We start from the raw sequence: 13,697 nt of genomic DNA, 5'->3' as shown, positions 1-13,697 counted from the left end.
TCAGGGACCCCGGCACCCCCGTCCGACGACCGTCGGGCGGGGGTGTTCCGTTCACCGCGTCAAGGACTCCTCAGGCGCTCGGCATCGCCGTGAAGGCCGCCGAGGAGAGGGAGGTGGCCTCCTGTTCGCAGGTGGCGGCCGGGTGTCTCTTGCCGCCCAGGGAGACGACGACCACCAGGTTGCCCTTGCGGGCGTAGAGTGTGCAGGTGGTCTGTTCGTCGCTCGGGGCGCTCCAGAAGGCCTCGTCGGCGAAGGCGAGGCCGGGTGCCTGGCGTTCGCCCTCCGCGTCGTCGGCGAACTCGTTCTCCTGGCGGTCCGTGGCGTTCTCGTCGGTGCCCGCGCTGCGGCGCAGTTCCCAGCGGATCATGGCGTGGGAGTAGAAGTTCCAGCCGTCGGCCTGCGGCTCGTCCTTGTCGTTCCAGGAGCAGCTGGTCGTGGCCGTGTCCGAGTACTCGGTGTACGCGTCCCGGGCCGGGTTCCGTCCCGGGAGCGGGAGCTTCGGGGCCACGTCCGCGCAGACCGGCATCGTCACGTAGGCGTCCGGCGGGCCGTCCGCCAGTCCGCCGTCCTTCAGGGCCCACCACCCGCCGGCGCCGAGGACGCACAGGGCGACGGCTGCGGCGACGGCCATGGGGCCCCGGCGGCGGCGGACCGGCGGAGCGGCGGGGGAGAACTGGGTGACCGCGGCCGTCGGGGCCGTGTGGGCCCTTCCGGGCGGTACCACCATCGTGCGTTCGGGGTCCCCGTCGAGCGGGCTGAGCAGGTGGTCGACGGCCCGCTGCTGGTCGGTGATCATCGCGTGGACGGCCGGCGGCCACGGCCGGGCCGTCGGGGCCGCCGGGCCGAGCGCGGCGAGGAGCCGGCCGGGGGTGGGGCGGGCCGCCGGGTCCTTGGCCAGGCACCAGGCCAGGAGGCCGGTCAGCTCCGGCGGTACGGCGGCGAGGTCGGGTTCCGTGTGGACGACGTTGTAGAGGGACTGGAGCGTCGAAGGGCCCGCGAACGGGCTCGTACCCGTCGCGGCCATGGCCAGGACCGAGCCGAGCGAGAAGACGTCGCTCGCCGGGGTGAGCTCCTTCCCCTCGGCCTGTTCGGGCGACATGAACGCGGGCGAGCCGACGACCAGACCGGTCCCGGTCAGCTCGGTGACGTTCCCCGCCTCGGCGATCCGGGCGATGCCGAAGTCGATGACCCTGGCGCCGTCTCCCGAGAGCAGGACGTTCTCCGGCTTCAGGTCGCGGTGCACGATCCCCGCCCGGTGGATCTCCTCCAGGGCCGTCGCCAGCTGTACGGCCAGCCGCCGCACCGTCTCGGCGGGCAGGGTGCCGGACCGTTCCACCGCCGCTCCGAGCGAGGGGCCCGCGACGAACACGGAGGCCAGCCAGGGCACGGGGGCGTCCGCGTCGGCGGCCAGCACGGCCGCCGTGCAGGCGCCGGACACCTTCCGCGAGGCGTCGACCTCGCGCCGGAACCGGGCGCGGAAGTCCTCGTCGTGGGCGAACCGGGCGTGCACCTGCTTCACGGCGGCGAGCCGCCCGTCGGGCGCGGCGCCGAGGTAGACGCGGCCCATGCCGCCGCGTCCGAGCTCGGCGAGGAGCCGGTACGGCCCGGCCTCGCGGGGGTCGGTGGGGCCCAGGGGTCTCGTCACTGTGCCGCCGCCTTCGTCTTGACGAGCGCGAAGGCCTGCCTCGCGCTCTCCTCGGTCAGGGCCTCGCACGTGCCCAGCGGGTAGTTGGGGCCCTTCACCTGGACGAAGAGCTCCAGGTTGACGTCCCGGGCGTACAGCACGCAGTGGCCGTCGTGTTTGTACCAGAGGGCCTCCTCGGCGAAGTCGAGCGTGGAGACCCGCTCGGTGGCGCCGCGGATGTACATGCCCTCGTAGCGCTTCTTCGCGCCTTCGGCGCCGGTGGGGCCGCCCGGCTTGCTGCGGTAGAGGTCCCAGACCAGGACGATCTGGTCGCCGGAGCGGGTGTTCCAGGTGCACTGGTTCGACGTGGCGCCGTCGTACTGGGTGTGCGGGGGCCCGCCGTCCTGGACCCGCTGCTGGGTGAACCCGGCCGGCACCTTCACCTTCGGGCGCAGCTGTACGCAGGAGGGGAGGGGCCCCGCGTACGTGTCGGCCACCTGGCTCAGCGGGACGTTCCCCGGCGTCGGGACGGGCTCGTCCGCGAACGCGTAGTACACGTCGTCCGCCCAGCCGTTCACCGCGACCAGCGCCCCGGTGACCACCAGGACCCCCGCGGCGACGGCGGCGGCCGTCCAGAGCCGGCGGCGCCGGATCCGTACCCGAGGGAGGGGCGCGGGCGCCGGCGGCGCCACCGGCGCCGGTGCCGCGCCCACCAGCCGGTCGATCTCCGCCGACTGCTCCGCGATCCGCCGGTGCACGGCCTCCGGCCACGGCCGCGCCGACGGCGGCACCGGCCCGATGAGGGCGAGGATGTCCTGCGGGGACGGGCGCAGAGCGGGGTCCTTGGCGAGGCAGGCCGCGAGGAGCCCGCGCAGCCCCGGCGGTACGGCGCCGAGGTCGGGTTCCTCGTGGGCGATGCTGTACATCAGCGCGGGCGCAGAGGCGCCGTTGAACGGGGTCTTCCCCGTACAGGCCACGACCAGGGTCGCGCCGAGCGCGAAGACGTCGGCCGCGAGGGCCGGCGCCCCGCCCGTGATCTGCTCGGGCGCCATGAACGCGGGGGAGCCGATGAGCGCGCCCGTGTGCGTGAGCTTCGTCAGGTGGTCGCCCGCGCGGGCGATGCCGAAGTCGATCACCCGGACGCCGTCGCCGGTGAGCATCACGTTCGACGGCTTCAGGTCCCGGTGGACGAGGCCCACCCGGTGGATGTCGGCCAGCGCCTGGGCGAGGCCCGCGGCCAGCTGCCGTACCGCCTGCTCCGGCAGGAAGCCCTCCGCGAGGACGTCGCTCAGCGGGAGCCCGGGGAGGAAGAGCGACGCGAGCCACGGTGTCGGGGCGTCCGGGTCGGCGTCGACCACGGGTGCCGTGTAGGCACCGGACACCCGCCGCGAGGCGTCCACCTCGCGGCGGAACCGCGACCGGAAGCCCTCGTCGTCGGCCAGGTCGGCGTGCACCTGCTTGACGGCCACCAGGCTGCCGTTCGGCGCGACGCCGAGCAGCACCCGGCCCATCCCGCCCTGCCCGAGCACCGCGACCGTACGGAACGGCCCCACCTCTGTCGGGTCGTTCGGCGTCCAGGGACGCATGTGATCACCCTCCCCCGTGAATGCGGAAGGGATCCTAATCGGGGCGGCGGCGGATCACTCCGGATTCCCCGCGTGATCCACAAGACATCCACGAGCAGGGTCAGTTCAGGCGCGCTCTCGCCGCCAGGGCCCGGCGGCGGATGGTCGTCGCCGCCTCCGGGTCCACCGCGTCCATCACCCGCGCGTACGCCTCCATCTCCACCGCCCCCGCGAGGAACTCACCGCGCTGGACGAGCAGCTCCGCGCGCTCGTAGCGCAGCCGCGCCGGGTGGGAGGGCAGCAGCAGCGCGAGCTCCACGGCCCACAGGCCCACGTCGGAGCGCTCGGGGCGGGGGGCCGCCCAGGCGCGGATGTTGTTGAGGACCCGCAGCACGATCGCGCCGGGCTCGGCCGGCCGGAGCATGGAGCGGTCGAGGGACTCGCCCGTCGCGCTCGCCACGAGCAGCTCCGCGTCCGCGCCCGTCATCGCCCGGCCGCCGGCGAAGGGGTCGGCGAGGTTCAGGTCGGCGGGGTCGCCGAAGCCGACGACGAAGTGGCCGGGGAGGCCGAGTCCGTACACGGGGGCACCGGCCCGGCGGGCGACCTCCATCCACACGACGGAGAGCAGGATCGGCAGGCCCCGGCGGCGGCGCAGCACCTCGTGCAGGAGCGAGGACTCCAGACGCTGGTAGTCGGCGGGCACCCCCTCGAAGCCCTCGCGGTCACCGAGGAGCGCGGCGAGCTCGCCGGCCCAGTCGCCGGTGGTGCGGGTCGCGTAGGGGACGAGTCCGGCGAGGCGGTCCAGCTCGATCTCGGCCTCGTCGATGGCGTGCCGGGTGACGGTCGGGTCGGCGACCGCTCCGACGAGCAGACAGAGCCGGGCGAGGTCGGGCCGCTCGGCCCGGGCCTCCTCCGCGAATTCGCGCCGCCAGTCGGGCACGTCCTCCAGCGGTTCGTCGCCCGCCCCTTCGTCCGGTCCGTCGGACCCGGCTCCGTGCTCCGTCACGCCTCCGTCACGCCTCCGACCATCGGTAGTGGTGGTAGTGGTGGTGGACCGCGAAGCCCATCCGGTCGTACAACGCCAGGGCGCCGTCGTTGTCCGCCTCCACCTGGAGCCAGGCCGCCGACGCGCCCTCGTCGAGCGCCTGCCGGGCGAGTGCCGTCATGACGGTCGTCGCCAGGCCCTGCCGCCGGAGGGCGGGGTCGACCTCGACGGCCATGAAGCCCGCCCAGCGGCCGTCGACGACGCAGCGTCCGATCGCCGCCGGTACCTCTCCCGTGCCCGCCACGGACGCGAACCACACACTGGGGCCGGAGGTGAGGACGGGCCGCACCGCGGGGCTCGGTTCCCCGAAGCGCTGGTAGCGGCCCAGCCAGGCCTCGTCGACCGTGCGGGAGAGGCGTACGGCGGAGACGTCGGCGTCCAGGTCGCCGATCGGGGCGAGCGCTCCGATCCGGACCTGGGCGGAGACCTCGCGCCGCCAGCCGTGCCGGTCGAGCGCCGCGCACAGCAGCTCCTGGGTGCCCTCGGCGCCGGTCGCGGTCTGGATGTACGCGGGGAGTTTCCGGGCCGCGTACCAGTCCCGTACGCGGGTCAGCGCGTCCTCCACCGGGAGCCCCGGATCGCCGAGCGGCAGCGCGGAGTTGGCCCGGCGGGTGAATCCGTCGGCGGCCCGCAGTGTCCACTCGCCGAGCGGCTCGCTCTCGACCGGCTGCCAGGCGCGCGCGGTGGCCCGGGCCAGCTCCGGGAAGGTGGCCGACGGGCCCCTGCGGCGGGCCGGAGCGGGGGGTACGACCTTGCCCGCGACCAGAGCGGTTTCCGCGATCCGGACGGTTTCACCGCTCTTTCGTGTGATCAGCAGCACACCGGAATCCCATGATGTGAGAACTCCGACCGCGTCGGTGAACTTCTCGCCCGCTGCGGCCGAGTCTGTCACGTACCGAACGGAGACACGTTTTCCCACGTCAGCGCTGGTGATTCGCACCTCGACGAGTCCTCCGCCGATCAATTCCACAGCTTCTCCGCCCCTCCTGTTCGGATCGCCCCCAAGAACGGAGATACTAGGTGCGGGCATCGACGACGCCGCGCTCCCGCGCAGACCAGCCCTATCGAGGAGGAACGACAGCGTGACCTACGTCATCGCGCAGCCTTGTGTCGACGTGAAGGACAAGGCGTGCATCGAGGAGTGCCCCGTCGACTGCATCTACGAGGGCAAGCGGTCCTTGTACATCCACCCGGACGAATGCGTCGACTGCGGGGCCTGTGAGCCGGTCTGCCCGGTTGAGGCGATCTTCTACGAGGACGACACCCCGGAGGAGTGGAAGGACTACTACAAGGCGAACGTCGAGTTCTTCGACGAGCTCGGTTCGCCCGGTGGTGCCTCCAAGCTCGGCGAGATCGAGCGCGACCACCCCTTCATCGCCGCCCTGCCGCCGCAGAACGGCTGATCGACCGCATCCGGTCCCGTACGGCGTCGGTCGCCGTGCGGGACCGAGGCGTTTTCCCGTACGTACAGGAAGTGAGAGCCAACCCGTGAGCGCAGTCTCTTCGCGCCTGCCCGTCTTCCCCTGGGACAAGCTGGAGCCGTACAAGAAGACGGCCGTGGCGCACCCGGACGGAATCGTGGACCTCTCGGTCGGCACGCCCGTCGACCCGGTCCCCGCGCTGATCCAGGACGCCCTGGTCGCGGCGGCGGACTCGCCGGGCTATCCCACGGTGTGGGGGACGAAAGAGCTGCGGGACGCGCTCACCGGATGGTGCGAACGCCGTCTCGGCGCCGTGGACTTCGCCCACGAGAACGTCCTGCCGGTGGTCGGCTCCAAGGAGCTCGTCGCCTGGCTGCCGACGCAGCTCGGGCTCGGCGCCGGCGACCGGGTCGCGTACCCGCGCCTCGCCTACCCGACGTACGAGGTCGGCGCGCGGCTCTGCGGCGCGGAGCCGGTCGTCTACGACGACCCGACGGAGCTCGACCCGGCGGGTCTGAAGCTGCTCTGGCTGAACTCCCCGTCCAACCCGACCGGCAAGGTCCTGGGCAAGGACGAGCTGACCCGGATCGTGGCCTGGGCGCGCGAGCACGGCGTGCTCGTCTTCTCCGACGAGTGCTACCTGGAGCTGGGCTGGGAGGCCGACCCGGTCTCCGTCCTGCACCCGGACGTCTGCGGCGGTTCGTACGAGGGGATCGTCGCCGTCCACTCGCTCTCCAAGCGCTCCAACCTGGCCGGCTACCGCGCCGCGTTCATCGCGGGCGACGCGGCCGTGCTCGGCGAGCTGCTCCTGATCCGCAAGCACGGCGGCATGATGACCGCGGCCCCGGTGCAGGCGGCGACGGTCGCGGCGCTCGGCGACGACGCGCACGTGGCCGAGCAGCGGGCGCGGTACGCGGCCCGCCGGGCGTCGCTGCGGGCGGCCCTGGAGGCGCACGGCTTCCGGATCGAGCACAGCGAGGCGAGCCTGTACCTGTGGGCGACCCGGGACGAGCCGTGCTGGGAGACCGTGGCGTACCTGGCGGACAAGGGCATCCTCGTGGCGCCCGGCGACTTCTACGGCGAGGCCGGGGAGCGGTTCGTGCGGGTGGCGTTCACGGCGACGGACGAGCGGGTCGAGGCGGCGGTCAAGCGGCTCGGCTAGGGCCTGTCCGGCGGGACATGCGGGAGGGCCCGGGGAGCATCACCTGCTCCCCGGGCCCTCCCTCGTTTCTGCGTTCTCGCGTTCTCGCGTTCCTGCGTTCTCGCGTTCTCGCGTTTCCGTGCTTCCGTGCGGGATCAGCCGATCGGCAGGCCGCCCAGGGACGGGGCGGCCGGGAGGCCACCGCCCAGGGCGCCGGCGGCCGGGCCCTGCGCGCTCTCGCCGGCGGCGCCGGCGGTCTTGCCGACGACCTCTCCGGTGCTGCCGGCGGCCTCGCCGGCCAGCTCCTGCGCGGCCGGGGTGGCGGTCTTGCCCGCCGCGCCCGCGGTCTTGCCGACGGCCGGGACGGCCGTGCCGACGGCCTGGCTGCCGGTCGCGCCGACGACGCCGGTGGCGGCCTGCGCGCCGCTGTCGACGGCGTCGCCCGCACCGGCGGCGTCCAGGGCGGTGACGCCGCCGAGGGCGTTGGTCGGCGCGATGCCGTGGTCCAGGGCGCTCGCGGAACCGGCCGCACCGACCACGGGGGCTGCTCCGGCCGCGATGAGGAGGGCGGCGCGGGCGATCCGACGGGTCAGGGGGAGGGACATGGTGCTCCTTCGACGGGGTGCGACGAGTGGTGTTCGGACGCAGTGACAACCGGCTCCGGGGTGGGAGAGGTTGCGGCGGTCGAAGGTAAAGGATTGGCAATGCGTCGTATTGTCGGGTGGGGAGGAAAACGGACGAACGTCTCATTGTGTGGTCGCCTGCCGAACCGTCACTTCCCTTGCGCCACAAGGGAGTTGAGGTGTCACGGCCCGACGCGGAAATGCGCCCCCGAACTGCGCCCGAATTCCCCGGCATTCCGTCCGGGCGAATGCCACGAAGGAGTGAACGACCGTACGGGCGACCGGCTACCGAGCGAGCCGGAGACGGACCGAACCCGCATCGGACGAGGCGCCGGAAGCCCCGTCGGAGCCCGCCTCGGAGGCGCCCGACGAGGTCTTCTCCCAGCCGCCGGACGAGTCGCTCGCGCGCCACACCCGGCTTCCGTACGCGACCTCCGTGACGCGCAGCTCGTCCGCCCGCGCCACCGCCCACTGCGCCACTTCCCAGCCGCGCCGCTCGTCCGACCCGACCCCCGGGGCCTTGTCCGCGCCCGGCGCCGTCCGGACCGGCACCACGAGCACCGGCGGCTCCGCGGCCGACCGGCCCGCGCTCGCCCCGCCCGTGACCGCCTTCGGCGCCGCCTTCTCGCCGAAGGCCCGCACCAGCTCCGTACGCACCCGCTCCGGATCGCCCGGCGGGCCCTCCAGGTCGCTCGCCGTACAGGTCAGCGCGGCCGGCGCCCGGCCCGTCAGTGCCGCCGAGAGCAGGGTGGCGTCCGGTTCGTGCTTGGCGTACGCCTGCGGGAAACCGCTCCGCTGCACCTTCTGCGCCGCCACCGTCAGCGGCAGCCGCGAGTACCCCGGGACCTTCTCCAGACCCTCGTAGAACTTCCCCGCCGAGTACACCGGGTCCATGATCTGCGCCGGCGTCCCCCAGCCCTGCGAGGGCCGCTGCTGGAACAGGCCGAGCGAGTCCCGGTCACCGTGCTGGATGTTCCGCAGCGCCGACTCCTGGAGCGCCGTCGCGAGCGCGATCGTCACCGCCCGCTCCGGCAGCCCCCGGGTGGTGCCGACCGCCGAGATCGTCGCCGCGTTCGACGCCTGCTCCGGCGTGAACTCGTACCGGCTCTCGCCGGTGCCGACACTGCACCGAGGCGTGCCCTTGCTCCCTGTCACCTGGTGGAAGGCCACGTACGAGGCCAGGCCGAGGAGCGCGGCGAGGGTGGCCGCGGAACGGGCGAGACGGCCGCGGCGGGCGGGGCGGCCGCGACGTGCGGGGCGGGTGGGCTCGGACACGGGCCCACCGTACTGGAGGCCGGGTTAGGGTCGGCACATGGCTGACATCACTCCTCGCGAGACCCGGCTGGACCTCTCCCAGGACGGGGCCGCGCTCACCGCCGCCCTCGTCGACTTCCCGTCCGTGAGCGGGACGGAGCAGCCCCTCGCGGATGCCATCGAGGAGGCCCTGCGGGCCCTGCCGCACCTCACCGTCGACCGTTACGGCAACAACGTCGTCGCCCGGACGCGCCTCGGCCGCGCCGAGCGGGTCGTCCTCGCCGGCCACATCGACACCGTGCCGATCGCCGACAACGTCCCCTCGCGCCTCGACGAGGACGGCATCCTCTGGGGCTGCGGCACGAGCGACATGAAGTCCGGCGTCGCCGTCCAGCTCCGGATCGCCGCCACCGTGCCCGAGCCCAACCGCGACCTCACCTTCGTCTTCTACGACAACGAGGAGGTCGCCGCCGACCTCAACGGCCTCGGGAAGATCGCCGCCGCGCACCCCGACTGGCTGGAGGGCGACTTCGCCGTCCTCCTGGAGCCCTCCGACGCCCAGGTCGAGGGCGGCTGCCAGGGCACCCTGCGCGTCATCCTGCACACCGCGGGCGAGCGCGCCCACTCCGCGCGCTCCTGGATGGGCTCCAACGCCATCCACACCGCCGCCCCGATCCTCGCCCGCCTCGCCGCGTACGAGCCGCGCAAGCCGGTCATCGACGGCCTGGAGTACCACGAGGGCCTCAACGCGGTCGCGATCCAGGGCGGCGTCGCCACCAACGTCATCCCCGACGCGTGCACGGTCACCGTCAACTACCGGTACGCCCCCGACCGCTCCCCGGCCGAGGCGCTGGCGTACGTCCGTGAGTTCTTCGCCGACTGCGAGATCTCCGAGTTCGTCGTCGACGACGAGAGCCCCGGCGCGCTGCCCGGTCTCTCCCACCCGGCCGCCGAGGCCTTCATGAAGGCCGTCGGCGGCAGCGCCCAGCCCAAGTTCGGCTGGACCGACGTGTCGCGCTTCAGCGCCCTCGGAGTGCCCGCCGTCAACTACGGTCCCGGCGACCCGATCTACGCGCACAAGCGCGACGAGCACGTCCCCGTCGACAGGATCCACCACTGCGAGGCACGTCTCCGCGACTGGCTGACCGCCTGACTTCCGTAATTTCGCGTTTCGTCACCTCTGTCGTCCTACGCTGACCGGACCAAGAAGATCAGTGGATCGGCGGAGGGAGCAGGCCATGGGCATTCCCGAGGGAATGGCGAAGCCCGAGGAGCAGCGTCTGGGGCCGGTGCTGAGGCGCAGGGACCAGGTCCAGTCGGGCACCACGGACCAGCGGCTGCTCGACACCGAGGGCGACTCGGAGTGGGTGCACACGGACCCCTGGAGGGTCATGCGCATCCAGTCCGAGTTCGTCGAGGGCTTCGGAGCACTCGCCGAACTGCCGAGCGCGATCAGCGTCTTCGGCTCGGCCCGCACGAAGCCGGACTCGCCGGAGTACGAGGCGGGCGTGCGGATCGGCCGGGCGCTCGTCGAGGCCGGTTTCGCGGTCATCACGGGTGGCGGCCCGGGCGCCATGGAGGCGGCCAACAAGGGGGCCCGCGAGGCCAAGGGCGTCTCGGTGGGCCTCGGGATCGAGCTCCCCTTCGAGCAGGGGCTCAACCCGCACGTCGACATCGGCGTGAACTTCCGCTACTTCTTCGTCCGCAAGACGATGTTCGTGAAGTACGCGCAGGGCTTCGTCGTCCTGCCCGGCGGCCTCGGCACCCTCGACGAGCTCTTCGAGGCGCTGACCCTGGTCCAGACCCGCAAGGTCACCCGCTTCCCGATCGTCCTCTTCGGCACGGAGTACTGGAAGGGCCTCGTCGACTGGCTGCGCGACTCGGTCGTCGCGGGCGGCAAGGCCTCGGAGCGCGACCTGCTCCTCTTCCACGTCACGGACGACGTGGAAGAGGCGGTCGCGCTGGTGACCAAGGAGACCGGCAAGTAGGGAAACCCAGCCCGTCCGGGGGTCCCCCCGCGCCGTCCGGGCGTAGGGGGAGTTCGAGGACCGGGGCCCGGGGCAGAGCCCCGGTTTCGGGAAGGGGCGGGGTGGGGGAGAGCCCGCCGCAGGCGCCCCCACCCCCTCCCGCACCCGGCCCGCCTACGCCAGCCCGCGCCGCGCGACGGCCGGCGGCCGGTGCCCGGCGATGGACGCCACCATGTCGAGCACCTGGCGGGTCTCGGCGACCTCGTGCACCCGGTAGACCTGCGCCCCCAGCCACGCCGACACGGCCGTCGTCGCCAGCGTTCCGAGCACCCGCTCCTTGACCGGCCGGTCGAGCGTCTCGCCGACGAAGTCCTTGTTGGAAAGGGAAACCAGCACCGGCCAACCGGTCTCCGCCATCTCGCCGAGCCGCCGCGTCGCCTCCAGGCTGTGCCGGGTGTTCTTCCCGAAGTCGTGCCCCGGGTCGATCATGATCCCGTCGCGCCGCACCCCCAGGGCCACCGCCCGCTCCGCGAGCCCCACGGTCACCCGCAGGATGTCGGCCATCACGTCCTCGTACGCGACCCGGTGCGGCCGCGTCCGCGGCTCCGCGCCGCCCGCGTGCGTACAGACCAGCCCCGCGCCGTACTTGGCGGCCACCTCCGCGAGCCCGGGGTCGACCCCGCCCCACGCGTCGTTCAGGACGTCCGCCCCGGCCTCGCAGACCGCCGCGCCGACATCCGCCCGCCAGGTGTCCACGCTGATCACCACGTCGGGGTGACGCCTGCGGACCTCCGCGACGAAACCGACCGTCCGCCGGGCCTCCTCCTCGGCCGTGACCTCCTCGCCGGGGCCCGCCTTCACCCCGCCGATGTCGATGATCGCCGCGCCCTCGGCCACGGCCCGCTCCACGCGGGCGAGCGCCGGCTCGTCCCGGAAGGTGGCGCCCTGGTCGTAGAAAGAATCCGGGGTCCGGTTCACGATCGCCATGATCACCGGCTCGTGCGGCCCGAATTCACGCCGTCCCAAGCGCAGCATCCCTTTTGTCCTCCCTCGCGTACGTTCGCTGCGACCCTAACCGTCAGTGGCGCATGGCACGATCGGCACGGGACGAATTCCACTCCGGGAAGAGGCGCGCAGGTGTTCTGGTTTCTGCTCATCACGATGGTCGTGGTCGTGGCCGCGGTGACTCTGGCGGTGGTCGGCGGAGGCGACAGCGAGGTGCTGCCGGAGGTGGCGCCCGAGCAGCTCGTCGACCCCCTCCCGGCGGCCCGCCCGGTCGACCGCGCCGACGTCGAGGCGCTCCGCCTCCCCGTCGCGGTCCGCGGCTACCGGATGGCTGACGTGGACGACGTCCTCGTCCGCCTCGGCGCCGAACTCGCCGAGCGGGACTCCCGGATCGCCGAGCTGGAGGAGGCACTCGCGGGCGCGTCCGCCGGCGACGGAGAGGACGACCGCTCATGACGGACGGCGGACCGGTCCCGGGTCCCGACGGACGGCTGCGCTGCCCCTGGGGCCTGTCGGCCGAGGACTACGTGGCGTACCACGACGAGGAGTGGGGCCGCCCGGTCCACGGCGACGACGAGCTCTTCGAGCGGCTCTGCCTGGAGGCCTTCCAGTCGGGCCTGTCCTGGATCACGATCCTGCGCCGCCGCGAGGGCTTCCGGCGGGCCTTCGACGGCTTCCGCATCGCCTCCGTCGCCGGCTTCGGCGAGGCCGACCGGGAGCGCCTCCTCGCCGACGAGGGCATCATCCGCAACCGCGCCAAGGTCGACGCGACCCTGGCCAACGCCAAGCTGCTGGCCACCTGGTCCCCGGGCGAGCTCGACGCCCTGATCTGGTCCCACGCCCCCGACCCCGCCGGCCGCCCCGCCCCGCGCTCGGTCTCCGACGTCCCGGCGGTCACGGACGAGTCCACGGCCCTCGCCAAGGCCCTCAAGAAGCGCGGCATCCGCTTCGTCGGCCCCACCACGGCCTACGCCCTGATGCAGGCCTGCGGCCTGGTCGACGACCACGTGGAGGGCTGCGTGGCCCGGGGCGGCCGGTAGGCACCGGACCCTGCGCTTCCGGCCGCGTACCGGCTCAGAAGAGCCGGACGTAGTCGGACGTGTCGTCGTACGAGGTCTTGTACTCCGGGAGGCCGAGACCACCCGAGCCGTCGTTCGCGTAGACGTACAGCCACGACGGCTGGATGGTGCGCATGACGTCGCCGAGGCCGTCGCCGGTCACGTCCCCGGTCGCGATGAGGGGGGTGTCCGACGGCCAGGCGTACGGCATCCGGACGCGGGCGCCGAAGGTGCCCCGGCCGTTGCCCGGGTAGAGCCAGAGGGCCCGGGAGCCGTCCCGCGCGAGCAGGTCGGACCGCCCGTCCCGGTTCATGTCACCGGGTGCGGCGAGCGCGTTCATGCCGTTCCAGCCGCCGCCGACCCGCTGACGCGCGCCGAACCAGCCGTGGCCGTTGCCCGGATACGTCCACAGGACGCCGACCGTGTCGCGGGCGATCAGGTCCCGGCGGCCGTCGCCGGTGAGGTCGCCGACCGCCTCGATCTCCCTCATCGCGTTCCATCCGCCGCCGACCTTCAGGCGGGGCTTGAACCAGCCCCTGCCGTTGCCGGGGTAGAACCACAGCGCGCCGTCCCGGTCGCGGGCGTAGACGTCCTCGTGGCCGTCGCCGTCGTAGTCGCCGTGGCGGACGAGCTGGGTCATGCCGTTCCAGCCGCCGCCGATCAGGACGCCCTCCGTAGAACCGCGCTCGCCGCTGAGGAACCAGAGGCGGCCGTCGGCGGTGCGTTCCAGCAGGTCGGCGTTGCCGTCGGTGTCGAGGTCGCCGAACCGGGCCGCGGCGGGCAGGCCGGAAGGGCGCGGGGTGTCGCTGGAGATCCAGTCGATGGTCCCCGTGGTGCCGGCGGCCGACGCGGCGGGTGCGGGGAGCAACAGGGCGGTCAGGGAGGCCGTGGTGGTCACGGCGGCGGCCAGGGCACGCCGGAGTCCGGAGGTGCGCTTCATGGCACGGGGTCCGTTCATGAGGAGTGTCGGTAGGCGGACGGGTGTCGGGATCCT

General features: G+C 73.4%; 14 protein-coding genes. 6 read left to right on the top strand and 8 right to left on the bottom strand.

Annotation, left to right across the window (positions count from 1 at the left end):
• Positions 1-70: 70 nt before the first annotated feature.
• From ACFC0G_RS36950 to ACFC0G_RS36935, 4 genes are all read right to left on the bottom strand, one after another.
• Positions 71-1,645 (bottom strand): protein kinase, encoded by a 1,575-nt coding sequence (locus tag ACFC0G_RS36950; RefSeq protein WP_376412631.1) that lies wholly within the window; start codon positions 1,643-1,645, stop codon positions 71-73.
• Complete coding sequence (locus ACFC0G_RS36945; protein ID WP_376412629.1) at positions 1,642-3,210, bottom strand: serine/threonine-protein kinase; 1,569 nt, start codon at positions 3,208-3,210, stop codon at positions 1,642-1,644. Before ACFC0G_RS36945 ends, ACFC0G_RS36950 begins: the two co-directional genes overlap by 4 nt.
• A 100-nt stretch (positions 3,211-3,310) precedes the next feature.
• Positions 3,311-4,138 (bottom strand): transglutaminase-like domain-containing protein, encoded by an 828-nt coding sequence (locus tag ACFC0G_RS36940; RefSeq protein WP_376412683.1) that lies wholly within the window; start codon positions 4,136-4,138, stop codon positions 3,311-3,313.
• A gap of 64 nt (positions 4,139-4,202) precedes the next feature.
• Positions 4,203-5,204, bottom strand: coding sequence for a GNAT family N-acetyltransferase (locus tag ACFC0G_RS36935; RefSeq protein ID WP_376412626.1), 1,002 nt, complete (start codon positions 5,202-5,204; stop codon positions 4,203-4,205).
• A 112-nt stretch (positions 5,205-5,316) separates the two neighbouring features.
• Here ACFC0G_RS36935 and fdxA point away from each other — a divergent pair, with 112 nt between their 5' ends.
• The gene (gene fdxA / locus ACFC0G_RS36930) at positions 5,317-5,637 is read left to right on the top strand and encodes a ferredoxin (protein WP_015035968.1); all 321 of its coding nucleotides are present in this window, start codon (positions 5,317-5,319) and stop codon (positions 5,635-5,637) included.
• A gap of 85 nt (positions 5,638-5,722) precedes the next feature.
• Positions 5,723-6,817: a bifunctional succinyldiaminopimelate transaminase/glutamate-prephenate aminotransferase gene (locus ACFC0G_RS36925; protein WP_376412623.1), complete on the top strand. Its 1,095-nt coding sequence runs from the start codon at positions 5,723-5,725 to the stop codon at positions 6,815-6,817.
• Positions 6,818-6,951: 134 nt separating this feature from the next.
• On the opposite strand, the gene ACFC0G_RS36920 is transcribed toward ACFC0G_RS36925, so the two are convergent.
• Positions 6,952-7,401: an ATP-binding protein gene (locus ACFC0G_RS36920; RefSeq protein WP_376412620.1), complete on the bottom strand. Its 450-nt coding sequence runs from the start codon at positions 7,399-7,401 to the stop codon at positions 6,952-6,954.
• Positions 7,402-7,704: 303 nt separating this feature from the next.
• Positions 7,705-8,694, bottom strand: a complete 990-nt coding sequence (locus ACFC0G_RS36915) for a hypothetical protein (RefSeq protein ID WP_376412618.1) — start codon at positions 8,692-8,694, stop codon at positions 7,705-7,707.
• Between the two features lie 37 nt (positions 8,695-8,731).
• Between ACFC0G_RS36915 and dapE the strand changes: the two genes are divergently transcribed.
• Together dapE and ACFC0G_RS36905 are read left to right on the top strand one after the other, a co-directional pair.
• On the top strand, positions 8,732-9,826 hold the full coding sequence (gene dapE / locus ACFC0G_RS36910; RefSeq protein ID WP_376412615.1) for a succinyl-diaminopimelate desuccinylase: 1,095 nt from the start codon (positions 8,732-8,734) through the stop codon (positions 9,824-9,826).
• Between the two features lie 85 nt (positions 9,827-9,911).
• Complete coding sequence (locus ACFC0G_RS36905; RefSeq protein WP_376412613.1) at positions 9,912-10,661, top strand: TIGR00730 family Rossman fold protein; 750 nt, start codon at positions 9,912-9,914, stop codon at positions 10,659-10,661.
• Between the two features lie 153 nt (positions 10,662-10,814).
• On the opposite strand, the gene folP is transcribed toward ACFC0G_RS36905, so the two are convergent.
• Positions 10,815-11,675, bottom strand: coding sequence for a dihydropteroate synthase (folP, locus tag ACFC0G_RS36900; protein ID WP_376412610.1), 861 nt, complete (start codon positions 11,673-11,675; stop codon positions 10,815-10,817).
• 102 nt (positions 11,676-11,777) lie between these two features.
• Between folP and ACFC0G_RS36895 the strand changes: the two genes are divergently transcribed.
• A complete protein-coding gene (locus ACFC0G_RS36895; RefSeq protein WP_317598843.1) occupies positions 11,778-12,101 on the top strand; it encodes a hypothetical protein in 324 nt (107 codons plus the stop codon).
• On the top strand, positions 12,098-12,685 hold the full coding sequence (locus ACFC0G_RS36890) for a DNA-3-methyladenine glycosylase I (RefSeq protein WP_376412607.1): 588 nt from the start codon (positions 12,098-12,100) through the stop codon (positions 12,683-12,685). The genes ACFC0G_RS36895 and ACFC0G_RS36890 overlap by 4 nt, the downstream gene beginning before the upstream one ends.
• A 34-nt stretch (positions 12,686-12,719) precedes the next feature.
• On the opposite strand, the gene ACFC0G_RS36885 is transcribed toward ACFC0G_RS36890, so the two are convergent.
• Entirely contained in the window at positions 12,720-13,661 is a 942-nt protein-coding gene (locus tag ACFC0G_RS36885; protein WP_376412604.1) for an FG-GAP repeat domain-containing protein, read from the bottom strand.
• Positions 13,662-13,697 lie beyond the last annotated feature (36 nt).

Source organism: Streptomyces sp. NPDC056169 (assembly GCF_042268445.1).
Lineage (GTDB): Bacteria > Actinomycetota > Actinomycetes > Streptomycetales > Streptomycetaceae > Streptomyces.
This window is presented reverse-complemented; position numbering and strand designations above follow the sequence as displayed.